Here is a 24,858-nt window from a genome sequence, read left to right on the forward strand (position 1 = left end):
CCACACACCCACCGCAACCCCGCCCAACAACCAGCAGGACCACCCCCTCAGATGCCCCACCAACACACCCGACCCACCCACTGAGCATTTCGATTACCTGCTTCTCCGCGGACCTGTGCTCCTGATACACCGTGCTCTTGGTGGTCCTCCACCCCGCCTTCTGCCCCGGTCTCTCCGAGGAGACGCCGAGGTCTGCGGTCTTTCACCGGACAGTAGATAGTGGACGGCAAACAGCGACCGACTGCCGCCTGTCAGCGGAAGACGGAAGGTCGTGCGGAGCGCGAGCCTGGACACCCTGGAAGCTCTACAAAGGGTGTGAGAGGCCGGAACGCGAGGGGACGACTCGGCTTGCTAGGCGGGACCGTGGGATGCCCCAAGCGACTGCTCCACGACCGTATAGATCGCGCGCTGGGACTCTGCCCGCGTGGACCTCTGCATGCACGGGCCTCCGCACGCGCCGGTACATCTGTGGGTGCGGGGTGCGGGGTGCGGGCCAAGCCCCTGGCACCGGGCGCGCGATGGAAGAGGGAGCCGTCGCGCCTTTGCCCGTGCGCAGTTATGCCCCTGGGGCACGACGAGGTACCGCCGGTCTCCAAGGGGCCGGAGCGCGTGCCGGGGCACGATCGCGCCGGAACCCTGCCCCGAGGTCGGAACCCGTGTACGGGCTCCATGGGGCGGTCGCCTTCTCCGTCCCTGTGGCCACCGTTACCGCCACAGTCACTGTTACCGCCACAGTCGCCGCTACTACCACAGCCACAACCACAGCCACAGCTACCGGGAGGTGAAGACACCGGGAGGAGGATCGACCCGCGGTGGGCACGGGCCGTACTTGACGGTCCGGAGCCGGGCCGTCACGGGGAATCAGGCCCTAGTCGTCGTCGACCTCCGGGGCCTCGATGAGCTGCCGCAGCAGCGCAACGAAATCCTCTTCGGTCATTGCCGACCAGTCCACGTTCTCGTTCATGCCAGCGATCTCCCCAGAACCCACGGCTCATAAGCCTCGGGGAACCGTATTGGTTCGAGAAGTCTGGGTTAACAACCCGTTTTCGCAGGTGGCGAGCGGTGGCCGAAAGCGGACATCGACCTTTTCGGGGTCAGATGCGCTGCTGGAGTGCGGCTCGGCATTCGGGGCAACGGCAGCGTTTGTTGTAACCGGTGACAGTTCCGTGCGGCAGGGAAGGGTCACGCTGCTCGGTGAGGGTGGCGTCCAGCTGGTCGCCGAAAGCGGTGAGGATGCGGGCCGTCGAGAACACCTGCTTGGGACCGATCCCGAGTTCTGTGGCCGCGTCGTCGATGTGCTTACCCATACGAAGTTTCGCGATGAGACGGGACCGGGTACTCGGTGGCATCTCGGCCTCCGCGTTCGCGATCAGCTGCTCTGCGTCGTCAAGCGGGTAGCTCATGGGTTTCCTCTACATGTGCGGGTACGCCCGCCGAGGCGAGCACCTCCTGCATCGTACGCGCCTCTTGACGCGCCCCGGTTGGGTCCGCTGCGTCGCCAGAGGGCCACGACGAGTACGCGACCTCCTGTGGGTCAGGTGACCACCCAACACCGAACTTCCCTCACCCATCGTAACAAATGCCTGGAATCAGCGAAGGAGAAGCGAACCCTCTTGTCCTTATTGCATCGAATCGGCAGCAGTTTTCTAGAAACGCATTGCTAGATGCTAGGCACCGTGTTTCGCTGGGAGGACACTCCCAACACTCTGCGTCATTGGATCAGTGTTATGACCAGTCCCACGGTCCGCCGACGTCGACTGTCCGCCGAGCTCCGCCGCCACCGTGTGGGGGCCGGGATGACCCTCAACGACGTGGCCGAGGAGCTTGAGTGGTCGCCGGCCAAACTCGGCCACATCGAGACCGGGATCCGCAAGTGGCCCTCCGTCATGGAGATCTCCGCCCTGCTGAGGCTCTACGGGGTCACCGGGGGCCGACGCGAGGCCATCTTGACCCTCGTCCGTGAGTCACGGCTTCGTCCCTGGTGGACCGAGTACGAGGACGTCGTCTCCTCCGCCTACGTGGGCAACGAGGCCGGAGCGGTCGCCGTGCGGACCTATGCCGGGATCCTCGTCCCCGACCTGCTCCAGGTGCCCGACTACACCGCCACCGTGGCGCGTTCTCTGGGCCATGGTGAACACGGGGCCGAACGCATGGTCGCCGCACACCTCAAACGCCAGGAGATCCTGGAGTCCGGCGCTCTCGGCCGCTATCACGCCGTCGTCGAGGAGGACGCGCTCCAACGTGTCGCCACGGACTTGTCGCTGCTTCGGGCGCAGACGGGCCGCCTGGTGGAACTCGCGACCGGCTCCGACCACGTCACCGTGCAGCTCCTCCCCACCTCGGCGGGGCCCCACCCCGGGCTGGCCGGCCCGTTCTCGATCATGGGGTTCGAGGAGGACGAGGCCGACCTCGCTTACGTCGAAGCGACCCAGGGCGGGGCGATCGTCGAGTCCGAGGAAGCGGTTCGTTCCTGCCATGAAGTCTGGGATCGACTCACCCGAATCGCCGCGAGTCCTCAGGTCACGGTGGGGATACTCCGCCGGATGGCACTGCTCACCTGAGGCCGGAAACCGGAACAACGCGAGAAACCCGGTGTGAATCGGTCCACCATGGCGGGGACCGCCCGCGAACGCTTGCTAGTCTGCTAGGTGACAACCTCATAAAGTTGCCCTCGGTGCCCTCGCCCAACGGCGGGAGCCCGTGTGTACGACCGGTTTTCCAACAGAGAAAGGGTCCGGACAGTGAAGAAGATCATCGTTCTGGCGCTGGTGGCCCTCGGGGCTTTCGCCGTCTACCGCAAGATCCAGGCGGACCGCGCCGAGCTCGACCTGTGGACGGAAGCCACCGCGGCCAGCGAGAGCTGATCGCGGACCCTCCCGGCCAATCGACAGGGGGCCGGTGGGTTCCCGGCGCGGGTTCGATTGTGCACACCACGTGTGTCGCCCGGCGTCCGCTAGTGACACGAAGACGTGGGTGGGCCGACAACCCCGTGGTGCGACCCACGGCTTTGTGCTGTGTCCGGCCCCCTGTCTTATGCGCCGGACCACCCGCCGATGCGGGTATGCTCTGCAATGGTTGAACGGGCCTGGCCCGGAACCGAACGGGGCCATAGCTCAGCTGGCAGAGCGCCGGTTTTGCATACCGGAGGTCAGGGGTTCGACTCCCCTTGGCTCCACTCCACTCCGAAGCGACCCTGCTCGCGCGTGTAAGCGCTGGCACGGGTCGCTTCGTCTTTCCCTCTCCATGGTCGACGACACGCCCACTGAGAATCCGTTCGACCGCCTCTACCGCCAGCGGCGCGGTCGTGGCGTAGATGTCCCGGTCGGTGACGAACGCACGCCGCTCCTTCCCTCCCGCACGGACGAGGACGTCGACGAGGAAGTTCTCGGTGCTGCGCCCGACACCCACCGTCGGACCTTCCGCTCCGGGTGACGCTCCCCGCCCACGCGACGCGGAACGTGATCCGTGCCACTGGAGCGGGTAAGTAGACAGTCCTAGCCGACGACAGCCACCCCACTCGAACCGGAGAGTGAACCGGCCCCACACCCCCCATCCCCGACAGCGCGCTCCGCCCTTCACCGCGGGGACCACGCCTCGACAGCCACCGCATGTCCCCCTCGGACACCAGGCGTCCCCCACGGCCCGGCCGCGCGCACAGGCCACTGTCGCCGGCCCACGCCATTCGGAAGGTGATGAGGCATGCGACTTTCCTTCGCACGGTCGGAGGATCCCGGCGACGGGCGAGTGGGAGCGACACCCGAGACCGTCGCGACACTGGTCGATCGAGGGTTGGAGATCGAGGTCGAGACCGAGGCGGGCACCGCCGCCGGGCACGACGACGAGGCCTACCGGCAGGCCGGGGCGACGGTCGTGGACGCGGACAAGCTCCTCGCCACGTCAGAGGCCCTGGTGACGGTGGCCCCGCCCTCCCCCGAACGGATCGCAGCCCTCCCCGAGGGCTCGGCCCTGATCGGGTTCCTGCGCCCCGTTCACAATACCGATCTCGCGCTAGCGCTGGTCGAACGCAGGATCACGGCGCTGGCCATGGAACTCGTGCCGCGGATCAGCAAGGCGCAGGCCATGGACGCGTTGTCGTCCCAAGCGGGGATCGCCGGTTACAAGGCCGTCCTCATCGCCGCCAACGCCATCGACAAGCTCTTTCCGCTGTCCATGACGGCCGCGGGCACCGTGAAGCCCGCCCGCGTGGTCGTCCTCGGCGTCGGTGTGGCCGGCCTCCAGGCCATCGCCACCGCCAAGCGGCTCGGCGCCACGGTCAAGGCCAACGACGTACGCGCCGCCGCGGCCGACGAAGTCGGTTCCCTGGGGGCCGACTTCGTGCACATTCCGGGGGTCACCGACCAGAGCGACGGCGTGTACGCGAAGAACCTGGGCGCGGACCTCGCACGAGCCCAGCACGAGGCGCTCGCTCCGCACGTGGCCCAGGCGGACGCGGTCATCTGCACCGCGCAGATCCCCGGACGTGACGCCCCCGTACTGCTCACCGCCGAGATGGTCGATCGGATGCCCGCAGGTTCCGTGGTCGTCGACCTGGCGGCCGAGGACGGCGGAAACTGCGAGTTGAGCGGCTCAGGCGAACCACTGGACCGGAGCGGCACGAGGGTCATCCCCGCACCCCGGTTGGCCGCGTCCATGCCACGCGAGGCCAGTGCCCTCTACGCCCGCAACGTCGTCAACCTGCTGGCCCGGATCGTCACCGACGAAGGGGAACTGGACGTCGACGCCGACCCCGAACTCGCGGGGTTCTTGTTCACCAGGGGCGGCGAGGTACTGCACGAACCCACCGCGGCGGCGCTGGCATCCGCCCAGGACACCACGGAGGCCGCATCATGACCGGAACGTTGATCCTCTCGATCTATGTCTTCGTCCTCGCGGCCTTCCTCGGCTACGAGCTGTTGACCAAGGTCCCGCCGATGCTGCACACACCGTTGATGTCGGGGGCCAACGCGATGTCCGGGGTGGTCGTGATCGGCGCCCTGGTCCTGGCCGGGGCCACCTCCGGCGCGGTCGCGACGGTCTTCGCCACGTTGGGCGTCGCCTTCGCCACCGCCAACGTCGTGGGCGGCTTCATGGTCACCGATCGCATGTTGGGCAGTTTCACCCCGGGGAAGAAGGAGCGTTCATGAGCGCCGAGGAGATCACCCAACTCGCCTACCTCGTCCCGGTGGCGCTCTTCGTCCTGGGGATCAAACGTCTGGCCCGGGTGCGCACCGCGCGCACGGGGAACCTCATCCTGGCCTCGGGTGTCCTGGTGGCCGTGGTCATCACCCTGGTCGAGATGGGCCTGGTGAACTACACCTGGATGGTTCTCGGCCTGGCCGCCGGTGGCACGGTCGGCGTCATCACGGTCCTACGAGCCTCGGCGACCTCCATGCCGCAGGTCGTGGCCAGGTTCAACGGATTCAGTGGAGCCGCCGCGGCCCTGGTGGGGCTGGCGCTGTTCTGGGAGGAGGTGGTCTTCCCCGATGCGGGGGAGGGCGCCATCGGCCTCATGGGGGCCATGGCAGGGCTGGCCCTGGCCGTCTCAGTGGTGATCGGTGCGGCGACCCTGTCCGGGTCGATCCTCGCCGAGGCCAAGCTGTGGGGGAGGCTGAGTCGGCTCACCCGGGTCCCGGGACGCGGTCCGCTGGTCGTGGGGGCGTCGATCCTGACCGTGGTCGCCATGGCGCTGTCGCTGTCCCTGGTGGACGTCCGGCACGCGGCCCTGGCGATCCTGTTCCTGCTCCTGTTCAGCCTGGCCGTCGGTTTCTTCGCGGTGGCCCCGGTGGGCGGGGCGGACATGCCGGTGATGATCTCGTTGCTGAACTCGGTGTCGGGTCTGGCGGTGGCCGCGAGCGGGTTCGCGATCGGGAACACGATGCTCATCATGGGCGGCATCATCGTGGGCGCCGCGGGTCTGATGCTCACCCAGATCATGTGCGTGGCGATGAACCGGACGCTGTGGAGCGTCTTCGCCGGTGGTCTGGACGAGGTCGCCTCGGGCGAGGGGGACTCCTACGAGAACGTCGTGGGCTCGGACCCGGAGGAGGCCGCGATGGTGTTGGAGGCGGCCCGGAACGTGGTGATCGTGCCGGGGTACGGGCTGGCCGCGGCCCGTGCCCAGCAGCCCGCCGCGGACCTGGCCGACGCCTTGGCCGAACAGGGGGTCCAGGTCCGGTTCGCCATCCATCCGGTGGCCGGTCGTATGCCCGGACACATGAACGTGGTGCTGGCCGAGGCCAACGTCCCCTACGACAGGTTGGTGGAGATGGAGCGCGTCAACAGCGACTTCCCCAACGTCGACCTGGTGATCGTGGTCGGGGCCAACGACGTGGTCAATCCGGCGGCCAACCAGGCGAGTGGGTCACCGATCGCCGGTATGCCCATCCTGGACGTGGAGAACGCCAGGCGGGTGATGGTGGTGAAGCGGAGCCTGTCCCCCGGGTACGCGGGCATCAAGAACGAGCTGTTCGAGCGAGACCATTGCACGATGCTGTTCGGTGACGCCAAGCAGGTCCTGGAGGACCTGGTCCGAGAGTTCCGTGCCGGGGTCCCGACCCCCTGAGCACCGGTTTCTTCGACCGACGTCCTGATCCGCGGATCAGGACGTCGGTCGGAGGAGGGGACGGTACCGGGGTGGGGATGTCGTGAATCGGGCCCGGGGAAGCATTCGCGCGGATAACCATTCTTTGGGATCTTCGCCCGTTTGGAAAGGGGGCCCAGAGTGCCGTGGCGGCCCATTTGTCTGGGTTACTGAATAGTAGTTCAAGGGTGCTCGGTGCGGGTGGGGAATGGGCGGCGGGTGGGGTTGCTCAGCGTGGTCTTCGGAGGGTGCTCTCTAGTCCCTTCGGGTGGGTTCCGTGTCCGCCCACCCGGTTCGGTCAGGCCTGTCCGTGTGGGGTGAGTCGCTCATGGGATGACGTGAAATCGCAGGTCACTAAGGTCGTGGAAGAAAGGTTCGAAGAAGACCTTCCCTTCCTTTCGCTGGAGACCGCTCCTATCACATGTAGTGACTCTCCGTGTGTGTATGATGACACTCTCTGCGGAGGCAATGGTCCTAGTGGGCCATATGAGAAATAGGCCTCTTGGGGTCTGTTGGTGAACTGGGACGATCCGTAGTTTCGACACCAACGACAACGAGGAACCCAGCGCGCCGAAACGAACGACCCCCGAAGATGAGCCGAACGGCCCCCCGTCCGGCCTCTTGCAAAGTCCTCGGATCGGTCCGCTGAACCCCTCGTCCGCCGACAGCCGGTCGGCGGGTTTCGATCACCACACATGCTGATCTTGGGAGTGGGGCAACATGTGGAATGAGAAGATGGCGGCCCGTGCGAAGTGCCGCGAAATCGACCCCGACGCACTATTCGTCCAGGGAGCCGCACAGAATCGCGCCAAGCTGATCTGCCGTGGTTGCCCGGTCCGCACCCAGTGCCTCGCCGAGGCCCTGGACAGTCGGATCGAGTTCGGCGTCTGGGGTGGCATGACCGAGCGCGAGCGTCGCGCTCTGCTGCGCCGCCGTAAGGACGTTGCCAGCTGGTACGACCTTCTCACCAGTGCGGAGAAGCATTACGAGGAGGAAAGGACCGAACAGGAGCCGGTGCGCAGCGTGCCGGCCGTCGCCGCCGGGCACTGACCCGAGGGCGTTGGGGAGGGGAGCCCCGACGCGACCGTGACGAGGATGCTCGCGCGAGGCTGTGAGGGAGGCCGGGCGCGGAGCGAGGGGATCACCCGTTCGTCGACATGTCCGACCCGGCTGGACGGGCCGAAGGTCGGAAACCGCCACCTCCTTTCGGAGGACCGGCGGATCAGGGGAGGATCAGGGACGACCCCCATATCCGCACCCGCCTCCATGCAGCATGATGGAGGAGGGCGCGATCATCCTCGTACGGTCGAGCCCCACACAGTCTTTGGGAGTGGGGATGTCAGAGCAGAGCCGGCGGGACCCACGGCCGTGGGTCCCGAACGAGCCCAAGCCGCAGGTCCGTCTCACCCACGCAGACCGGGACGCCGTGACGGAGGTTCTCCGTGAGGCCTATGCCCAGGGTCAGCTGGAGGAAGACGAGTTCGACGAACGGGTCGACCGGGCCATGCGGGCCAAGGTGTCCTCCGATCTCGTCCCGCTCACGACGGATCTGGGCGTTCAGGGGTTCAACGGACACACCCCTCCGGGGCAGGCCCGCGAGGGCCGGTTCCGGGGCGGTAAACGTGGCCCGAACGACCCACGCAATCTGCGGACCGACAACCCGGTGGAGAAGGTCGGGGCGGGCCTGAGTCACGCCTCGGCGTTCTTCTTCCCTCTTCTGGGACCGCTGCTGGCCCTGTTGATCAGTCCGCAGAGTTCGACTTTCCTGCGCAGACACGCGCTGGAGGCGCTGAACTTCCAGCTCTGGTGGCTCGTCGCCATCCTCAGCAGCGCTGTGCTGTCGATCCTGGTGCTGCCGATCGTGCTGCTGGTGGCCGTGGCCGTCGGTGGGGTCATCCTGCCGGTCATAGCGGCCGCCACCAACCTCATGGGCAACGGTTGGCGTTACCCGTTGACCTTTCGCTTCATCAAGGACGACCAGGATCAGTGAGACACCTCGGGCCCGGGGAGAAATCCCCGGGCCCGAGGTACAGGCTCACTTGCCGGGCCGGCCGTTGTCCTGAACACGACCCTCACCGGTGGTGGCGCGCACCTTCTCCTTGACCTTGGCGGAGTTGGCCTTGCCCTTCTTCGCGGCGCTGTCCGCCACATCGGAGGCCTTCTCCTCCAGGTTCTCCCGGGTCTCGCGGACCTGGTCCCGGGCCTGGTCCAAGTGCTCCTGCCACTCGGCGTCCTGGGAGGCCTGGCGCAGGCGGATCAGTGAGAACACGACCACGCCGCCGACCAGGGCGGCGCCGCCGATCACGACACCGCGGGGGATCCGACGGCCACCGCCGCGGAACATCCGCAGCCCACGACGCGCGGGCTTCGGGTCGATCCGCTGGGCCGCCGTGGTCAGCATGCCCGCCACCCGCGGGGCCACGGTGTCCTCGACACGCAGTGCGGCCGTCTCCAGCCGAGGTGCGGTCCAGCCACGTGCCTGGAGGACCTTCAGGGCCGCCTGGTCCCGAGCCTGGTCGGCATAGGGGCCGAACCGGTCGGCCTGTTCCCTGGCCACGTCCTGCAGGCGGGCGAGGGTAACCTCCGCCTCCTTGCGCGCCTTGCGACGCTTGGCAGTGATCGGCACGTCGTCAGCTCCTTCGATCGTTTCGCCGGTTCGTACGTTCACTCCACCCGATGGTCGACATGTCGGACCATGGATGGTGTTGTTCGTCGTCCTTCCCCGTTATCCGGGTGTTATCTCAACATACGTCCTCTGCGTCTGTGATCTACGTTTCGACACTGTGCGCGGTCGTTCGACATCAACCGAACCGCCGTGGAGGGAACGGTAACGTGAGCACGTAATCTCACTCGACCGAAAGGCACTGTGGTGTCGGACTCCAAGGTTCAGCCCACCGCGCGGCTGAACACCTCCAAGGGAACCATCGTCGTCAAGCTGTTCGAGGAGCAGGCGCCGGAGACGGTCGCCAACTTCATCGGGCTGGCCGACGGCTCCAAGCAGTGGATGGACCCCGCCACGGGCAAGCCGTCCAACAACAGCCTCTACGAGGGCACGATCTTCCACCGTGTCATCGACGGCTTCATGCTCCAGGGTGGCGACCCGCTGGGCACCGGTCGCGGTGGCCCCGGCTACACCTTCAAGGACGAGATCCACCCCGACCTCCGCTTCGATCGTCCGTTCCTGCTGGCCATGGCCAACGCCGGTCCGGGCACCAACGGCTCGCAGTTCTTCATCACCGTCGCCGAGCCGAACTGGCTCGACGGCCGCCACACCATCTTCGGTGAGGTGGTCGAGGGCTCCGAGATCGTCACCGCGATCAGCAAGGTCGCCACGGACGCCCAGGACCGTCCCCGCGAGGACGTGGTGATCAACAGCATCGAGATCACCCGTTAAAGACGCGGTGAGAACCAAGGAGTGACCAGACGCCCATGACCGCATCTCCCCCTCCCTCAGGCTCCACACCGGGCTCCGGGGCGCCGCGCACCTGTTACCGGCACACCGACCGGGAGACCGGAGTGAGCTGCACGCGGTGCGGAAAACCGATCTGCCCCGACTGCATGGTCGAGGCGTCCGTCGGGTTCCAGTGCCCCTCGTGTGTGTCGGAGGGGAACCGCAAGGTGCGGTCGGCCCGGACCACCTTCGGGGGCAAGGTCGTCGACAAGCCGTACGTGACCTGGACGATCCTGGTCATGATGGTGGGGGGCTTCGTCCTCCAACTGGGGACCTCGGACCCCATCGGTCAGGCGAGACTGTCGCCGCTGACCGAGTTGTTCAGCATGTGGGGGTTCGGTGTCGTCGAGTACGGCGAGTGGTACCGACTCATCACCGGCGCGTTCCTGCACGCCGGGGTCTTCCATCTGCTGTTCAACGGGTACGCGATGTTCATCCTGGGACCGCAGCTGGAACGGTGGCTGGGCCACGGGCGGTTCCTCGCCCTGTGGTTCCTGGGCGCCCTGGCCGGCTCGGTGCTCACTCTGCTCGCCACACCCGCTCAGGGGTCGGTGGGCGCGTCCGGGGCGATCTTCGCGCTCTTCGGCGCGGTGTTCGTGATCGGTCGGCGGCTCCGGTTGGACACGCGGATGATCATGGTTCTGCTGGCCCTCAACCTCGGCATCACCTTCCTGGTACCGAACATCTCCTGGACCGCCCACATCGGTGGTCTGGTCGGGGGGCTTTTGATCGGGGCGGTCTTCGCCTACCTGCCGGGCCGTGACGCCGGCGCGGGGCGGCGCACCATGGTGCACGCTCTGCTCCTGGCGGCCTTCGCGGTCCTGTTGGTCGTGCTGACCCTGGTGGCTCCGAGGCTGTGGATGACCTTCCTCGTCTGAGCACTCACGTGGAGGCCCCCGGAGAGCACGCTTTCCGAGGGCCTCCACGTATTCCCAGGTCGTACTGGGTCCGGACATGTCGAACAGAGTTACCCACAACCTGTGGATAACTCTGTGGAAAACCGGATCAAGGCGGGACGAAGGGATCCGCCGTTGTCAGAGGGTGGCGGGGGTCAGTGCCAGCGGGTCGACAGGATGACCGCGACGATGATGCCGCTGAACCCGATCAGCAGGTTCCAGTTGTGCCAGTCCTGCATGTACGGGATCTGGGAACCCGCGATGTAGTACACGCCGATCCAGAGAATGCCCAAGATGAAGAAGCCCAGCATCGTCGGCACCAGCCAACGGGGACTGACCTTCGGCTGCTCTTTGGAAGGAGGCGGAGTGTAAACGGCCTTCTTCTTGCGATCGCTGCGGGACTTGGGCACGCTCGCTGCTCCAGGACTGTGGGGCGGTTCGGAATAAGTCCACAGTCTACGCCCCGGTCGGTGCGAGAGTCACCGTCAGGGAGGTCCCGAAAACCCAACGGTCCCGCAACCACGAGAAGGGCCGCACCCCTTCGGGTACGGCCCTTCCTGTGACCACGCGCGTTCCCTAGCCTCGGCGCGGGATCGCGAAACCGTCCTCCGGCGGGCCGTCTCCCGGCGGGCCGTTCCCCGGCGGCCCTCCCGGGTCGGTCGGCTCCTCCGGATCCGTGGGCTGCTCGGGATCCGTGGGCTCGTCCGGCTCCGACGGCTCGTCCGCCGGAGCGATGGCGATCGTCACGGTCACCGTGGTACCGGAGTTCACGTTCTGTCCGGCGGCGGGGGACTGACTCATGGTGGTCTCCGCCGGGTGGTCCGCGTTCTCCTGCTCCTCGAACTGCGCGACCAGGCCCGCCTGCTCCAGGGCGTTCTGTGCCTGGTCACGGGACATGTTCTGCAGGTCCGGGACCCCTACCTGGTCGGGACCGGAAGAGATGCTCAGGGAGATCTCCGTGTCCGGAGCGACCTCGTTGCCGGCCGACGGATCCGTGCCGATCGCGTTGCCCTGCGCCACCGTCTCGTGGGCCTGCGACTCGGTGGTGACGTTTTCGAACCCCGCTTCGCTCAGGGTCGATTGCGCGTCGGCCTCCGTCTGCCCGTCCACACTCGGGATCTCCAGGGCTCCAGGGCCGGAGGAGACCATGATGACGATCGATTCCTCGAACGGGACATCCGATCCCGCCGCTGGGTCGGTCTCGATGACCGTCCCCTCCTCGACCTCGTCGTCGGCCTGTGTGTCCACGGTGAAGGTCTCGTAGCCCTCCCCCCGCAGAGCCGACTCGGCTTCCTCCTGGGACTGGCCGGACACGTCGGGGACGGTGCCCGCCTCGGCCTCCTCGGACCCGCCCTGGCTCATCAGGAAGAAGACCAGTCCGATCGAGGCGATGACACCCAGGACGAGCAGGACCCAAAGGGCCGTCTTGCTTCCGCTCTTCTTGTCATCGCGGTAGTCGTCGTAACCGTCGTCGTAGTCGTCGTACCCGTTGCCGTTCGCGGGCGGCAACGCCGTGGTCGCACCGGCGGCGGCCATCGCCATGGTGCCCGCCTGCGTGGGCATCCCGGCCATACCGCGCTGGATGTCGGCGCGCATCTCCGCGGCGTTCTGGTAGCGCTCCTCGCGGTCCTTGGTCATGGCTCGGAGGGTGACGTCCTCCAGCCAGTCCGGGACCTGCGGGTCCACCTCGGACGGCGGGACCGGATCCTCGCGGACGTGTTGGTAGGCGATGGAGACGGGGGAGTCGCCGGTGAACGGCGGCTGGTTGGTGAGCAGCTCGTACAGCACGCAACCGGTGGAGTAGATGTCACTGCGCGGGTCGACGCGTTCACCGCGCGCCTGCTCCGGCGAGAGGTACTGGGCGGTGCCGATGACCTGCGACGTCTGCGTCATCGTCGCCTGGTCGTCGCCCATGGACCGGGCGATACCGAAGTCCATCACCTTGACGTCGGCGTTGCGGGTCAACATGATGTTCGCCGGCTTGATGTCCCGGTGCACGATGCCGTTGTCGTGGCTGTACTCAAGGGCCTTGAGGATGCCGTCGACCAGCTCCGCCGAACGCTCCGGGAGCAGCTTGCGCTCGTCGTCGAGCAGCTCCTTGAGCGTCCGCCCGTCCACGTACTCCATGACGATGTACGGGATGGACACACCGTCGATCAAGTCCTCGCCGGTGTCGTACACGGCGACGATCGCGGGGTGGTTCAGGGAGGCCGCGGACTGGGCCTCACGGCGGAACCGTGCCTGGAACACGTGGTCCCGGGCCATGTCGTGTCGGAGGGTCTTGATCGCGACGAGCCGGTCGAGCCTCAGGTCGCGTGCGCGGAATACCTCGGCCATGCCACCGCGCCCGATGACCGTGTCGAGTTCGTATCGTCCGCCGAGGAGCCGGGGCTGGGACATGTCGTGCACTAATCCTCGTGTCTTCCGGTGGCCGCCCGAGGGCCGCCGCCTACCCTGAGAGTCTCTCGCTCATTGCATGGTCACAGGCTGTGGTCTCTGCCGTCGAATCAGGGCCCCTCACCGCCGCCACCGTCGCCGCCTCCGGGATCTTCGCCGGGATCCTGCCCGCCGCCGGTCTCGTCGTCCTCGGGCGGGTCGGTGACGTCGTCCTCGGGAGGATCGGTGACGTCGTCCTCGGGCGGGGTGGGCTCCTCTTCGCCCTCTCCCGGCAACGGGGACTCGGGTTGGTCCCAGTCCTGAGGGGGCGGGGTCCACTCAGGGGTATCGGGAACCGGTTCCGGATCGTCGGGTTCCTCGGTGACCTCCGGTTCCTCGCTGGGGGTGGAAGAAGGAGACTCGTCGGTGACGGCCGGCGGGTTGCTGTTGTTGACCGGTTCGGCGCCGTTGTCGCCCATCATGAACCCGGCCACCGCCGCGCCCACGATGAGGACCGTCGCGGCCACCGCCGCGAGTACGACCGGTGTCCGGACCTGTCGACCAGAGCCTCGATTCTCCGCCAGCCTAGTGGCATCCGTGCCCTGATCAGGTGTTACGGGAGAGGTGGCGCCGCTGCGGGGGCCGAAGTCCGGTACCGCGCCGACCACCCTGGTCTGCGCCATGCCGTTGAATCCGGTGGCGGGGGTGGGCGGTCCGGTACCGGCGTTGGACCGGATCACCGCCGCCAGGTGCGCGACCTCCCCGGCCGAGGACGGCCGGTCCTCCGGGTCCTTCTCCAACAGGGAGAAGACGAGGTCGTCGATGTCGTCCGGAACGTATTCCGGCAACGAGGGCGGGTCGTCGCGCGTGTGCGCCAGGGCCAACGCCACCGGGCTGTCGCCGGTGAACGGCGGCTGTCCGGCCAGGCACTCGTAGGCCACCACACCCAGCGCGTACAGGTCCGAGGCCGCGGTCGCAGGTCGTCCCGACGCCTGTTCCGGCGAAATGTACTGGGCCGTGCCCATCACCATGCCGGTCTGGGTGAGGGTCACCGACATGTCCCCGCGGGCGATACCGAAGTCGGTGAGCTTCAGCTGATCGTCCCCGTTCACCAACAGGTTGCCCGGTTTGATGTCCCGGTGCACCACGCCACGGGCGTGCGCGGCCGCCAGAGCCTTGGCGGCCTGACACACGAAGTCGAGGGTCTGGTCCGCGCTCAGCCGCCCCTGCTCCCGCAGCACCTGCGACAGGGGTTCGCTGACCACGAGTTCCATGATGAGGAAGGCCCGTCCGGGCTCCTCACCGTAGTCGTAGACCTGCGCGATCCCCGGGTGGGACAGACCGGCGGTGATCCGGCCCTCCGTACGGAAACGTTCACGCGCGGTCGGTTCTGCCATCTGGGCCGGATGAAGCAGTTTGACCGCCACCGAACGGTTGAGCAGGGTGTCGGTCGCCCGCCACACGGTGCCCATGCCGCCGGAGCCGATCTGCTCCTCGAGTCGGTATCGGTCGCTCAGAACGGTCCCGGTGAGGTCACCGGGACCGTTGTGGGAAGACGGTTCGTAGGCGTTCACTACAGAACCACTGCCTCCATCATGTTGCGCGCGATCGGCGCGGCCAGTTCGCCACCGCTGCCGCCACCGTGCTCGATGACGACCGCGACCGCGACCTGGGGATCATCGGCGGGGGCGAACCCGATGAACCAGTTGTGAGTGCCGGATTCGCCACCGGTTTCGGCGGTACCGGTCTTGCCGGCCACGTCCATGCCCTGGATGGCGCCATTGGTTCCGGAGCCGTCGGGCCCGGTCACCATGACCATCATGTCCGTCAGGTCGGACGCGGTGCTGGCGCTCATGGCCTGGCTGTAGACCTCGGGGGTGGTCTGGGTGACGACGGTGCGGTCGGAGTCGCGCACCGAGTCCACCAGGTGCGGTTGCATGACCTCACCGGAGTTGGCCACGCCGGCGGCCACCATGGCCATCTGTAGCGGGGTCGCCTCCACGTTGGACTGGCCGATACCGGCACGGCCCAGGATGTTGCGGTCATCCTCCACGGGGGCGAGGCTCGGCGTGACCGGCATCGGAACGTTCAGCACGTCCTCGTCCGACTCGGAGAGCTTCGGCTCGAAGCCGAACGCCTCCGCCTGGTCCGACAGGGCCTGACCGCCCATCTCGATCGCCCAGTTCGCCATCGAGGTGTTGCAGGAGATCTGGATCGAGTGCGCCAGGGTGTCGGGCTGCTCGTTGTTGCACGTACCGCCCGGGGTGGCGTTGGGCAGCGGATGACCCAGCTCCAGGACGTCCGGAGCCTCCATCGTGGAGTCCGGTCCGGCGTCCAGGTGCTCCATGGCCGCGGCCGCGGTCACGACCTTGAACGTGGAACCCGGGGGGTAGCGCTCGTTCAGCGCCCGGTTGAGCAGCGGCTGGTTCTCGTCGTTGGCCAAGGCGTCGAAGTTCTCGACCGAGGCGGTGAGCTCCTCGATGCTCACGACCTCGTTGGCGTCGAAGGAGGGGTAGGAGACCGATCCGAGGATCGCCCCGCTGCTCGGGTCGATCGCGACCGCGGCGCCGTTCTTGCCCAGCTGTTCGAAGCCCTCGTAACCGGCCTGCTGCACAGCCGGGTCGATGGTCAGTTCGACGCGCGCCCCCTCGGGCTCACGGCCGGTGATGACGTCACGGAAGTTGCGCACCGCCAGCCGATCGTCGGTGCCGTCCAACAGCGCGTTCTCGGTCTCCTCGATGCCGTCGGCGCCGTAGCTGCGGAAGGAGCCGACCACCGGGGTGTACAGGGGGCCGCCCTCGTACACGCGCTGGTAGCGGGCCGGGTCGTCCTCGGCGGCGATGTTCTCGGAGTAGGCGACGTTCTCCCCACCGACGACGATGGGTCCCCGCATCTCGGTGAGTCGTTCGCTGTACTGACGGGTGTTGAGGTGGTGGTCCCGAATGGCCTCGGCCTGGAACCCCTGGATCCAGGTGAGCTGGGCCATCAAGGCGCCGAACAGGATCATGGAGAAGACGCTCAGGCGTCGGATGGGTGTGTTCATCGTTGGATCACCTGTGTGGCCCCTTCGTCCTGGATGGCCTGTGGCGCGGGTTTGCGCGCGTTGTCGCTCATCCGGAGCAGTAGACCGACCATCAACCAGCTGGCCATCAACGCGGAGCCACCCGCGGCCAGGAAGGGTGTGGTCATACCGGTCAGCGGAATGATCCTGGTCAGTCCGCCCAGCACGACGAACACCTGGAAGCACATGACGAAGGAGATGCCGCTCGCCAGCATCTTGACGAAGAGCTCCCGGGAGGCCAGCGCGATGCGCATGCCGCGCTGAACCAGTAGGAAGATCACGATCAGGATGGTCAGGAGCCCGGTCAGACCCAGGTCCTCCGCCAAGGACGCGAAGATGAAGTCACTGTCCGCGGCGAAGATGTTGTGCGCCTGGCCGCCACCGAAACCGGTACCGAACAGGCCGCCGTAGGCCATGCCCACGATGCCCTGGACGATCTGCATGCTGCCGCCGACCCGGTCGTAGACCTCCTGGTCGAAGGCGTGGAACCAGATGTCCACCCGCTGGCGGAAGTGCCAGAAGATGTACATCGCGGCGGTGGCCGCACCGATGAACATGGTGAGTCCGATGAACACCCAGGAGGATCGCTGGGTGGCGACGTACAGCATCGCCAGGAAGGTGCCGAAGAGCAGCAGCGAGGTGCCGAGGTCCTTGGTGATGACCAGCAGACCGATCGCCGCGACCCAGCCGACGACCATCGGCATGAAGTCACGGGCACGCGGCAGGTCCAGGATCTTGAACCGGCCGACCTTGATCGACTTGGCCGCCAACGACAGCACCTGGCGTTTGGTGACCAGATACGAGGATAGGAAGATCACCAGTGCGATCTTCGCGAACTCGGAGGGCTGCATGGTGAACGGACCGATGCCGATCCATCGGCGGGCACCGAACTCGCTGATGCCCAGGCCGGGGATCATCGGCAACGCGATGAGGACGAGCGCGGTCAGGGCGCTCAAGTAGGTGTACCGCTGTAGGATCCGCGGTTCCTTCAGGAAGAACAGCAGGGCGATGCAGAACACCATGCCGACCGCGGTCCACACCAGCTGCATGCCGATGCCGGCGTGCTCGATGTCGCCGGAGTCGGCCGCGTCCAGACGCCAGATCATCGCCACACCGATCCCGTTGAGGAACAGTGCGCAGGGCAGGATCAGGGGATCCGCGTAGGGGGCGATGAAGCGCAGCGCCATGTGCGTGGCGAGCGCGAGCGCGCCGAAGATGAGGCCGTAGCCCCACATCGCGCCCGGAACCTGGTTGTTGAGGTTCAGACCGGCCATCGCCATCGCGCTCATCATGATGACGATGGTGAGGAGGACCAGGACCAGTTCGGCGTTGCGCCGTTTGACCGGCGGCAGTGCCGTCGGTGCCTCGGGTTTCGAGGTGATCACAGGGTCACCCCGATTCCTCGGTCTCGCTCTGCAGCTCCTCGACCTTCGTTTGGGCGTCCGCGAGGTCGTTCGCGTCGATGTTGTTCCGAAGGGCTTCCTGGTCGGTGGGGGCGAGCGAGTCCAGCTGGAGCTCGGTCGACTCCACCTCTTCGGACAGGTCGAAACCGGCGATGTTGGTGTCGATGCCCCGGTAGATGCTGACGGCCGAGCCGTCGGAGGAGACACCCACGTAGTACTGGCTCTCGATGTACTGACGCCCGAAGTAGTAGCCGCCACCGGCGATCGCGCCGACCACGATGACGAAGACGAGGACGATCGGCCACCAACTACGGGTCCGGTATTCCGGCTCCGAATCCTGGCCACGACCGTCCGGAGCGTCGTAGGCCCGCTCCTCGAAGGGAGACGCGCCGTACGTCCCGGGCGGCGCCGGTGCCTGTTCGTCGATGGGGTCCATCTCGGCGGTGTCGCCGCCGTTGCCGCGCAGTTCCTGCGCCCGTCTGGCGGGACTCGACTCGTTCGGTCCCGTCGTCACCTCACCCTGGTCCGCCGCGCCCACCGTCTGGGAACCCACGGTCGGGCCGTCGTGGTCGCCGTCCGTTTCGATGACGTCCGCGACCACCGCGGTGATGTTGTCCGGACCGCCGCCGCGAATCGCCAACTCGATGAGCTTCTTGGCCGCCGCACGCGGGTCGCTCTCGGTGGCCAGGGTCTCGTGGATGGTCTTCTTGCTGACCACGCCCGACAACCCGTCGGAGCACAGCATGTAGCGGTCGCCGGCCTTGGCACGGCTGATGGAGATGTCCGGGTCGACCGGGGTCTTGCCATCCAGGGCACGCAGGATCAGGGACCGCTGCGGGTGGGTGGCGACCTCCTCCTCGGTGATCTTCCCCTCGTCGACGAGGGTCTGCACCAAGGTGTGGTCGTGGGTGATCTGCTCGAACCGCGAACCTCGCATCAGGTAGGCGCGCGAGTCACCGATGTGGATCAGGGCGACCTGCGAACCCGACCACAGCATGGCGGTCAGGGTGGTGCCCATGTTCTCGAGCTGGGGTTCCTGCCGGATCCGGAGGGCCAAGGACTCGTTGGCCTTCTCGACGGCCTGTTGCAGGACCTCGGCCATCTCCTCGGCCCGCGGATCGTCGGAGGTGTCCAGACTGCGGATCGACGAGATCGCGATGGAGCTGGCCACCTCGCCGCCCGCGTACCCGCCCATGCCGTCGGCCACCGCGAGGAGGTGCTGACCGGCGTAACCGGAGTCTTCGTTGCCTTCGCGGAGGCATCCTACGTCGGAGTACGCCGCGTATCGGAGAGCGATTGTCATTTGCGCAGTTCCAGGACGGTTTTGCCGATACGGATGGGCTGACCCACCGTGATGGGCTGGGGGCGGTTCAGCTTCTGCTGGCCGAAGTAGGTGCCGTTGGTGGAGTTGAGGTCCTCGACGAACCAGCGGCCACTTTCGGTGTACACACGCGCGTGCCGCCCGGACGCGTAGTCATCGGTGATGACCAACGTCGAGTCGGGGGCGCGACCGATGAGGATGGGTTGAGAGGAGAGGTTGACCGTCGTACCCGTCAATGGGCCCTGGGTCACGGCCAACACCGTGGGCTCGTTGCGCGGCGCACGCTGCGAACGCCCCTGAGAGGAGGAAGAGGAGCGACGCTGCGCGGGACGCGGAGCCGATCGTGACTTCTTCTTGCGGGACTTCCTCTTCGACTGACCGAAGAGGTCCGTACTGATAACGCCGACCGCCATGAGGACGAACAGCCAAAGCACCGCGAGATACGCGATCTTGATCAATATGAGGGTCAAGTTGGACATCGAACTGCTCTTCAGCCCCTGTCGTGCTTCGGCCGGGGTGGCGGTCATCGGCGCCGCCACCGTGTCTGCCCCACCTTCGGGTCGGTGAGTCTGGGTCGCTGATCCGCGGCCCATCCGGCCGCGGCCATTGTGCCCGATCGGTCAGGTCTTCGCGGAGACTACCCTCCCGGCCGGATTTTTCGACAGTGGACCCGTATCGGCCCACCGCCGGACTCGAACCTTCAGACGCCGAAGAGAGGCGGTTGGTTGCGGTCCGGGAGGGGCCGGAATGGGCGACCTGCCGGGAAAGCGATCAGTCGCGACGGAACGTCATGGTGGTACGACCCAGACTGATCCGGGTGCCGTCCACCAGCCGAGCCTGCCTGACCTGCTGCCCGTTGACGAAGGTCCCGTTCGTGGAACCCCTGTCCTCCAAGATGACCTCGTCGCCGTCCACGCGGATCTCCACGTGGTGACGAGAGACACCGTTGTCCACCAGACGCAGATCACAGTCCGTGCCGCGACCCAACAAGGTCACCGGCGTGGTCAGTTCGAACGACTGCTGCATACCCTGGCTGGCGATGTTGCCCTCGGCCGTCGCCCCACCAGGGGAGATCAGCAACCGAGGACGGCCCATCTGACGCTGCGCCGAGCCCGGAGCCGGATCGCCCACCGGCTGGCGGAGCTCACCGCCCTCCACCAGACTCCCGCGCACGACACCGGAACGGATCCGGAACCGGCCGGTCTTCAGGCCGTCGTCCGAACGGAACTGCACCCGTACCGGGCCAACGAACGAATAACCCTGCTCGGTGGCGTAGTCACGGGCCAGCTTCGACAGTTCCTGACCCAGGCTGTCGGCGTACACCTCCAGGCGTTCCTTGTCACTGGCCGACAACTCGACGATGAAGTCGTTCGGGACCAGTGTCCGACCCTGGGCGACGATAGCGGCCCGCTCGTCCATCTCTCGCTGAACGGCGCTCGCGACCTCGACCGGCTGGAGCTCCGACTTGAAGGCCATCGCGAAGGTGCCTTCGATCATGCCCTCAAGCCTGCGCTCGAAGCGTTGGAGCACTCCCACGAGGTACCTCCCTTTTGTACTCCACTCCGTATGTGTAGACGATCGTAACCGGGCTGGGGCGCCCGTGGTTTCAGGTGCACCCCCGTCGACGACGTTGAACGGCCACGATCGGGGCCGACCACAAACGATGTGCGACCCGCTTCAGGCCCGTGCTAGTCTTCTTCTTGTCGCCAGGACGAACCGGCCAAAACGCTGGATCACCTGGCACTATAATTTAATGAAAGTCACTCGGGCGGGTGGCGGAACGGTAGACGCGCACGGTTCAGGTCCGTGTGTCCGAAAGGATGTGAGGGTTCAAATCCCTCCTCGCCCACTCTACTCTGAACGACCTTGGTCGTCGGCCTTCGGCCGACTCCCAGGGTCGTTTTCGTTGTGTCCTTTGGGGGGCGACCCCCCAAACCCCCCGGTGCGCCGCTCGGTCCGCTGTGGCGCGAGTCTGCTGGTGGACGCGGCGCCTGCTTGGTCGAGGTGTGCTTTCGCCCGCGGCGAGTGCTTGCACTCGGTCGCCGGCCTTCGGCCACCACCTCGCTACGCTCGACACCTGACGGTGTCGGCAGGGCTCGACGATGGCTCTCATGGGGGTCTTTTCGGGTGGTCCGTAATGGGGGGCAAGCAGTATCAACGATCTTGGATCGTTAGGTTCGGGGCAACCCGCCCTCCGAGGCCGGAATCGGTCACGGAGGGCGGATCGCTCAGAGGGCCGTGGCGCCATCGAGGTCCCAGACCCTGAGATCACCGCACATGCCCGTTCTGGACCCCTCTGCGGCGGTGAACACGGCGGCTTCCGAAAGGTGGTCTCCATCACCCCTGGAAAGGGCGTCCAGGTGCCCCTGAGCGCTCTCGGCCTGTTGGACGACGCCCCGCTGGACGTGGTGGTGCCACCCCACGGCCTTGTCGCGGACCAGGTCGACCGCGGACCTGTGGAGGTCGGTGAGGGCCGAGGGCCCTTCACGTCGGACCTGTTCTCGTAGCTCCAGGTAGCCCTGGACGGCCAGGTCGCGGCGTTGTCTCGCCTCTTCGGGCGAAGCGACGGCCGTCGCTTCCCGGTAGGCGTCCGAATCCGCCAAGAACTCCCGGGGATAGGTGAGGACGGCGTCGCCTGATTCGGGCAGACCGGCGTTCTGCATGACCACGAGGAGTTCGAGGTCGCCGCTGTTGTTGATCAGGCGGTGCACCGTCCCAGGGGTGAACCACAGGAGGGTCCCCTGGCGGAGCGTCGTCTTCTGGTGGCCCGCGCCGCTGAGGGTCTCCAGGGTCCCTCGGCCGCGAATCACGACGTAGCCCTCGGCCGACGCGGTGTGCAGGTGGGGGGAACCACCCGACACCCCGTCCTCCGCGAGCCAGTCGTAGACCCACAGATGGGAGACGGCGGTTCCCCCCGGGAACGGGGTCACGTGGGCTCCAGGGCGCTCAGCCCCAGGTCGGCCAGGTCCTTGCAGCCGGAAGCCCCGGGGTCACCGTCGGCGATCACCACGGCGTACCTGTAGGTGAGTGTCTGCTCGGGTTCGATGTCCACCTCTTGATCGAAGAACGGGGCCGGACAGACGCAGGCGAAGATGTTGCTGCGCACGAACCACTTGACCGGGTGGCCGGGGTTGTCCGGGGCGTCGACGAACACCAGGGTCGAGGAGTCGTCTGTGGCGTCGTGCCTGCCGGTGAAGGACAGCCAAGGGGAGGAGACCCCCATGAGCTCGTCGGTGCCCTCCTGGGCGGCGGTACGGGTCAGACCGCCGCTGAAGGAACGTGGGCCCCGCCAGAACAGGCCGCCGTAACCGGCGTTGGGCCTGCCCTCGGTGGTGGGGCTGCCGAGGGTGATCGGTGCTCGTGTGACGTTGGTGAACGCCGTTTCGAAGACCAGGGTCCACGCGTCCTGGTCCGGGGTCGCGGTGACCTGGATTTCCCGGTTCTCGGTGAACCATCGGGCACCCTGTTGCGTGTTCCACTCCAGGTGCTCGGTGATCGTGATCAGGTCGGGGTCCGCATCGATCCGGTCGAAGCCCCGGTGATCGGTGGAACCGTTGTTGTCCAGCTGCCGGTAGCCCTCCTCGCGGAGGTAGGTGGGGCCGCCCCAGAAGTTGGCCGGTCCCACGTTCGGCAACGACCAGGCGATCCCCTTGTGCCACACGTGGTCGTGCGGCCGGTACAGGCTCACCTCGTTGCCGCGCAGGGTGCGCAGCGGGTGGAAGTACGGGCGCGGGGACTCCAGGGCGCGGTCCCACGGCTTGTGGACGTAGCGGGCGATCTCCTGACCCCCGTGGGTCAGGCGCAGGGATTGGTTCTCTTCATGCAGCAGGCCGAGGCCGTCCATCTCACTCCTCGATGAAGTACTGCTCGGGGTTGGTCGGGCCCGGGTCGTTGTAGACCGAAGACGAGGGCATCGACTCGGGGACGTTGTGGAAGTGGTCGGCGACGATCCCGTAGCCGGGCGGGGTCAGGCTGATGCCGATGGCGTAGAACCGCTCCTGGGAGACGGACAGGAAGTCCGCCATCAACTCGTCGCGGAGTTCCGGGTCGGGTTCGCCCTCGACCGCCTCGTACATCTCCAGGTGTTCCTTGACCTCGTCCGGGGGCTCGATGGAGCGCGGGTCGTCACCGTCGGATCGGAACCACTTGGCCCAGGGGATGCCGAAGTTGGATTCCCCGTCGTGCACGGGGGCGTACCAGCGGGCGTCGTACATCGCGTCGCGCAGACCGGCGTCACCGGACCACACGTTCGCGTCGTGCTCGTTCTCCTCGCGGTTGTTCTGCCACAACGACCGGTCCTCGGTGTCGAGGTCCACGTCGATGTCCAGCTCGTCCCAGAAACCGACGACCATCTCCATGGAGTCGATGATGTCCGGGCGGAAGTCGGTGGGTACCGACAGGTCGAAGCTCACCGGGGCGCCGTTCGGGGCGACGCGCACCCCGCCGGAGCGCTCGTCGTAGCCGGCCTCGTCGAGGATCTCGTTGGCCAGCTCGACGTCGTACTCGGTGTACTGCTTGGCGAGCCCCTCGTTGTAGAACGGGCTCTCCTCGCGCGGGGCGCCCTGCCAGGGTTCGCCCTGCCCCTGGTAGATCACGTCGATGATGTCCTGGCGGTTGATCGCGTGCGAGAGCGCCACCCGGAAGTCGTGGTCGTTGAAGATTTCCCGCAGGTCGTCGTCCTCGTGGGAGAGGTTCAGGGAGATCATCGCCGTGTTCATCTCGCCGGGCACCAGGTCGAAGAACCCGTAGCCCCCGGACTCTCGGTTCTCGGCGAGGACCGGCCGGTTGGCGAGGGTGTTGAAGTGACGGGAGTGCATGTCCAGTTCGCCGTTGAGGGCGCGGACCAGCATGACCTCCTCGTCCTGCATGATGTCGAATTCCACGTGGTCGATGTAGGGCAGCTGGTTGCCCTCGGGGTCGACCTTCCAGTAGTAGGGGTTGCGGTCCAGGACCATCTGACCGGAGTCCGCCAGGGGCTCCACCACGCGCCAGGCGCGCAGCGTCGGCATGTCCGCGTTCTGCCAGTACTGGACGGAGCTCAGCACGCCCGCCTTGGCGTCGAACATCTCGACCCAGTCGGCGAACCCCTCCTCCTCGGCGAGTTCGTCGGCGTCCGGGTTGTGGTCGATGTGGAACTCGCCCAGGTAGTGCAGCGGCTTCTCCACCAGCTGGTACAGGATGAAGTTGTTCTCGATCCACAGGGCGTTCGGGTCGTCGAAGGTGATCGTCAGCGAGTATTCGTCGAGCTTCTCCGCGGTGCCCGGGTCGGACGCCGCCATGGGAGACAGGTCGTGGTTGTTGAAGACGTCGTTGAGCGCGAAGACCACGTCGTCGGCGGTGAACGGTTCCCCGTCCGACCACTTGATCCCCTCGCGCAGGTGGATGGTGACCTCCGTGGCGTCCTCGTTGTACTCCCACTCGGTGGCGAGGTTGGGGATCGCCTCGTCCCACTCGGGGGCCCAACGGACGAAGTTCTCGTAGGCGACCGTACGGCCCAACCACGGCCAGTCATGGGCGCCGACCAGGGCGGTGCTCCACTCGCCCCCGTAGACACCGATCCGGTCGTTGGGCTCCACGACGAGCGGTTCGTCGGGCAGCCGTTCCTCCAACGGCGGCAGGTCGCCGCTCTCCACCAGGGCGGCGAGCATCGGCGCCTCGCCGGTGCCCTCCCCTTGGGCTCCGTCCTCGACGTCCGGGTCGAACGAGAAGAACGAACAGCCGGTGGCCATCACGACCGCCGCGACTCCCGCCGTCGTTCCCAGGTGCCGCC

At 66.9% G+C, this 24,858-nt stretch carries 23 protein-coding genes and 2 tRNA genes; 12 read left to right on the forward strand and 13 right to left on the reverse strand.

Annotated elements, in window-relative coordinates; genetic code table 11:
- Positions 1-1,094: 1,094 nt before the first annotated feature.
- On the reverse strand, positions 1,095-1,403 hold the full coding sequence (locus BQ8420_RS01320) for a hypothetical protein (protein ID WP_087095960.1): 309 nt from the start codon (positions 1,401-1,403) through the stop codon (positions 1,095-1,097).
- 324 nt (positions 1,404-1,727) lie between these two features.
- Between BQ8420_RS01320 and BQ8420_RS01325 the strand changes: the two genes are divergently transcribed.
- From BQ8420_RS01325 to BQ8420_RS01360, 9 genes are all read left to right on the forward strand, one after another.
- Positions 1,728-2,561, forward strand: a complete 834-nt coding sequence (locus tag BQ8420_RS01325; protein WP_087095961.1) for a helix-turn-helix transcriptional regulator — start codon at positions 1,728-1,730, stop codon at positions 2,559-2,561.
- A gap of 180 nt (positions 2,562-2,741) precedes the next feature.
- Positions 2,742-2,864: a DLW-39 family protein gene (locus BQ8420_RS32535; RefSeq protein WP_014912962.1), complete on the forward strand. Its 123-nt coding sequence runs from the start codon at positions 2,742-2,744 to the stop codon at positions 2,862-2,864.
- A 238-nt stretch (positions 2,865-3,102) separates the two neighbouring features.
- Positions 3,103-3,175 (forward strand) — tRNA-Ala (locus BQ8420_RS01330).
- 68 nt (positions 3,176-3,243) lie between these two features.
- Positions 3,244-3,432, forward strand: coding sequence for a hypothetical protein (locus BQ8420_RS01335; RefSeq protein WP_087095962.1), 189 nt, complete (start codon positions 3,244-3,246; stop codon positions 3,430-3,432).
- Positions 3,433-3,699: 267 nt separating this feature from the next.
- Positions 3,700-4,851: a hypothetical protein gene (locus BQ8420_RS01340; RefSeq protein ID WP_087095963.1), complete on the forward strand. Its 1,152-nt coding sequence runs from the start codon at positions 3,700-3,702 to the stop codon at positions 4,849-4,851.
- Positions 4,848-5,144, forward strand: coding sequence for an NAD(P) transhydrogenase subunit alpha (locus BQ8420_RS01345; protein WP_087095964.1), 297 nt, complete (start codon positions 4,848-4,850; stop codon positions 5,142-5,144). The genes BQ8420_RS01340 and BQ8420_RS01345 overlap by 4 nt, the downstream gene beginning before the upstream one ends.
- A complete protein-coding gene (locus tag BQ8420_RS01350) occupies positions 5,141-6,562 on the forward strand; it encodes an NAD(P)(+) transhydrogenase (Re/Si-specific) subunit beta (RefSeq protein WP_087095965.1) in 1,422 nt (473 codons plus the stop codon). Before BQ8420_RS01345 ends, BQ8420_RS01350 begins: the two co-directional genes overlap by 4 nt.
- Positions 6,563-7,300: 738 nt before the next feature.
- Positions 7,301-7,630: a WhiB family transcriptional regulator gene (locus BQ8420_RS01355; RefSeq protein ID WP_087095966.1), complete on the forward strand. Its 330-nt coding sequence runs from the start codon at positions 7,301-7,303 to the stop codon at positions 7,628-7,630.
- Between the two features lie 286 nt (positions 7,631-7,916).
- Positions 7,917-8,570 (forward strand): DUF1707 and DUF4870 domain-containing protein, encoded by a 654-nt coding sequence (locus tag BQ8420_RS01360; RefSeq protein WP_087095967.1) that lies wholly within the window; start codon positions 7,917-7,919, stop codon positions 8,568-8,570.
- Between the two features lie 45 nt (positions 8,571-8,615).
- On the opposite strand, the gene BQ8420_RS01365 is transcribed toward BQ8420_RS01360, so the two are convergent.
- Positions 8,616-9,206, reverse strand: coding sequence for a hypothetical protein (locus tag BQ8420_RS01365; RefSeq protein ID WP_087095968.1), 591 nt, complete (start codon positions 9,204-9,206; stop codon positions 8,616-8,618).
- Between the two features lie 243 nt (positions 9,207-9,449).
- Here BQ8420_RS01365 and BQ8420_RS01370 point away from each other — a divergent pair, with 243 nt between their 5' ends.
- Together BQ8420_RS01370 and BQ8420_RS01375 are read left to right on the forward strand one after the other, a co-directional pair.
- Positions 9,450-9,974, forward strand: coding sequence for a peptidylprolyl isomerase (locus BQ8420_RS01370; protein WP_087096016.1), 525 nt, complete (start codon positions 9,450-9,452; stop codon positions 9,972-9,974).
- A gap of 35 nt (positions 9,975-10,009) precedes the next feature.
- Entirely contained in the window at positions 10,010-10,909 is a 900-nt protein-coding gene (locus tag BQ8420_RS01375) for a rhomboid family intramembrane serine protease (RefSeq protein ID WP_200815746.1), read from the forward strand.
- A gap of 173 nt (positions 10,910-11,082) precedes the next feature.
- Here the strand turns inward: BQ8420_RS01375 and BQ8420_RS01380 are convergent, their stop codons facing one another.
- The 8 genes from BQ8420_RS01380 to BQ8420_RS01415 form a co-directional block, all read right to left on the reverse strand.
- Positions 11,083-11,337, reverse strand: coding sequence for a cell division protein CrgA (locus BQ8420_RS01380; protein WP_087095970.1), 255 nt, complete (start codon positions 11,335-11,337; stop codon positions 11,083-11,085).
- A 166-nt stretch (positions 11,338-11,503) separates the two neighbouring features.
- Positions 11,504-13,327, reverse strand: coding sequence for a Stk1 family PASTA domain-containing Ser/Thr kinase (gene pknB, locus BQ8420_RS01385; protein WP_087096017.1), 1,824 nt, complete (start codon positions 13,325-13,327; stop codon positions 11,504-11,506).
- A 107-nt stretch (positions 13,328-13,434) separates the two neighbouring features.
- Positions 13,435-14,877: a serine/threonine-protein kinase gene (locus BQ8420_RS01390; RefSeq protein ID WP_087095971.1), complete on the reverse strand. Its 1,443-nt coding sequence runs from the start codon at positions 14,875-14,877 to the stop codon at positions 13,435-13,437.
- The gene (locus BQ8420_RS01395) at positions 14,877-16,346 is read right to left on the reverse strand and encodes a penicillin-binding protein 2 (RefSeq protein ID WP_087095972.1); all 1,470 of its coding nucleotides are present in this window, start codon (positions 16,344-16,346) and stop codon (positions 14,877-14,879) included. The genes BQ8420_RS01390 and BQ8420_RS01395 overlap by 1 nt, the downstream gene beginning before the upstream one ends.
- Positions 16,343-17,749, reverse strand: coding sequence for an FtsW/RodA/SpoVE family cell cycle protein (locus BQ8420_RS01400; RefSeq protein WP_087095973.1), 1,407 nt, complete (start codon positions 17,747-17,749; stop codon positions 16,343-16,345). The genes BQ8420_RS01395 and BQ8420_RS01400 overlap by 4 nt, the downstream gene beginning before the upstream one ends.
- Before the next feature lie 4 nt (positions 17,750-17,753).
- The gene (locus tag BQ8420_RS01405) at positions 17,754-19,070 is read right to left on the reverse strand and encodes a Stp1/IreP family PP2C-type Ser/Thr phosphatase (RefSeq protein ID WP_087095974.1); all 1,317 of its coding nucleotides are present in this window, start codon (positions 19,068-19,070) and stop codon (positions 17,754-17,756) included.
- Positions 19,067-19,615, reverse strand: a complete 549-nt coding sequence (locus BQ8420_RS01410; protein WP_087095975.1) for an FHA domain-containing protein — start codon at positions 19,613-19,615, stop codon at positions 19,067-19,069. Before BQ8420_RS01410 ends, BQ8420_RS01405 begins: the two co-directional genes overlap by 4 nt.
- Positions 19,616-19,859: 244 nt before the next feature.
- Entirely contained in the window at positions 19,860-20,618 is a 759-nt protein-coding gene (locus BQ8420_RS01415; RefSeq protein WP_087096018.1) for a DUF3662 and FHA domain-containing protein, read from the reverse strand.
- 236 nt (positions 20,619-20,854) lie between these two features.
- Here BQ8420_RS01415 and BQ8420_RS01420 point away from each other — a divergent pair.
- A tRNA-Leu gene (locus tag BQ8420_RS01420) sits at positions 20,855-20,937 on the forward strand.
- A gap of 379 nt (positions 20,938-21,316) precedes the next feature.
- On the opposite strand, the gene BQ8420_RS01425 is transcribed toward BQ8420_RS01420, so the two are convergent.
- Genes BQ8420_RS01425 through BQ8420_RS01435 form a run of 3 tightly spaced genes read right to left on the reverse strand, consistent with a single transcriptional unit; the run spans position 21,317 to position 24,817 of the window.
- Positions 21,317-22,018 carry a cupin domain-containing protein gene (locus BQ8420_RS01425; protein WP_087095976.1) on the reverse strand — a complete coding sequence of 234 codons (702 nt, stop codon included), beginning with the start codon at positions 22,016-22,018 and terminating at the stop codon, positions 21,317-21,319.
- On the reverse strand, positions 22,015-22,932 hold the full coding sequence (locus BQ8420_RS01430) for a PmoA family protein (protein ID WP_087095977.1): 918 nt from the start codon (positions 22,930-22,932) through the stop codon (positions 22,015-22,017). Before BQ8420_RS01430 ends, BQ8420_RS01425 begins: the two co-directional genes overlap by 4 nt.
- 1 nt (position 22,933) lies before the next feature.
- Positions 22,934-24,817, reverse strand: a complete 1,884-nt coding sequence (locus BQ8420_RS01435) for an ABC transporter substrate-binding protein (RefSeq protein WP_087095978.1) — start codon at positions 24,815-24,817, stop codon at positions 22,934-22,936.
- Positions 24,818-24,858: the final 41 nt, after the last annotated feature.

This window comes from Nocardiopsis sp. JB363 (assembly GCF_900143625.1).
In the GTDB taxonomy this organism is placed as follows: Bacteria; Actinomycetota; Actinomycetes; order Streptosporangiales; family Streptosporangiaceae; genus Nocardiopsis.

What these genes read in the sequence shown, in the direction of transcription:
- BQ8420_RS01335 (WP_087095962.1), top strand. Translation starts at nt 3,244, where the DNA reads ATGGTCGACGACACGCCCACTGAGAATCCGTTCGACCGCCTCTACCGC.
- pknB (WP_087096017.1), bottom strand. Translation starts at nt 13,327, where the DNA reads ATGTCCCAGCCCCGGCTCCTCGGCGGACGATACGAACTCGACACGGTC.
- BQ8420_RS01435 (WP_087095978.1), bottom strand. Translation starts at nt 24,817, where the DNA reads ATGGCCACCGGCTGTTCGTTCTTCTCGTTCGACCCGGACGTCGAGGAC.
- BQ8420_RS01355 (WP_087095966.1), top strand. Translation starts at nt 7,301, where the DNA reads ATGTGGAATGAGAAGATGGCGGCCCGTGCGAAGTGCCGCGAAATCGAC.
- BQ8420_RS01430 (WP_087095977.1), bottom strand. Translation starts at nt 22,932, where the DNA reads ATGGACGGCCTCGGCCTGCTGCATGAAGAGAACCAATCCCTGCGCCTG.
- BQ8420_RS01410 (WP_087095975.1), bottom strand. Translation starts at nt 19,615, where the DNA reads ATGACCGCCACCCCGGCCGAAGCACGACAGGGGCTGAAGAGCAGTTCG.
- BQ8420_RS01360 (WP_087095967.1), top strand. Translation starts at nt 7,917, where the DNA reads ATGTCAGAGCAGAGCCGGCGGGACCCACGGCCGTGGGTCCCGAACGAG.
- BQ8420_RS01395 (WP_087095972.1), bottom strand. Translation starts at nt 16,346, where the DNA reads ATGAACACACCCATCCGACGCCTGAGCGTCTTCTCCATGATCCTGTTC.
- BQ8420_RS01320 (WP_087095960.1), bottom strand. Translation starts at nt 1,403, where the DNA reads ATGAGCTACCCGCTTGACGACGCAGAGCAGCTGATCGCGAACGCGGAG.
- BQ8420_RS01350 (WP_087095965.1), top strand. Translation starts at nt 5,141, where the DNA reads ATGAGCGCCGAGGAGATCACCCAACTCGCCTACCTCGTCCCGGTGGCG.
- BQ8420_RS01340 (WP_087095963.1), top strand. Translation starts at nt 3,700, where the DNA reads ATGCGACTTTCCTTCGCACGGTCGGAGGATCCCGGCGACGGGCGAGTG.
- BQ8420_RS01375 (WP_200815746.1), top strand. Translation starts at nt 10,010, where the DNA reads ATGACCGCATCTCCCCCTCCCTCAGGCTCCACACCGGGCTCCGGGGCG.
- BQ8420_RS01405 (WP_087095974.1), bottom strand. Translation starts at nt 19,070, where the DNA reads ATGACAATCGCTCTCCGATACGCGGCGTACTCCGACGTAGGATGCCTC.
- BQ8420_RS01345 (WP_087095964.1), top strand. Translation starts at nt 4,848, where the DNA reads ATGACCGGAACGTTGATCCTCTCGATCTATGTCTTCGTCCTCGCGGCC.
- BQ8420_RS01325 (WP_087095961.1), top strand. Translation starts at nt 1,728, where the DNA reads ATGACCAGTCCCACGGTCCGCCGACGTCGACTGTCCGCCGAGCTCCGC.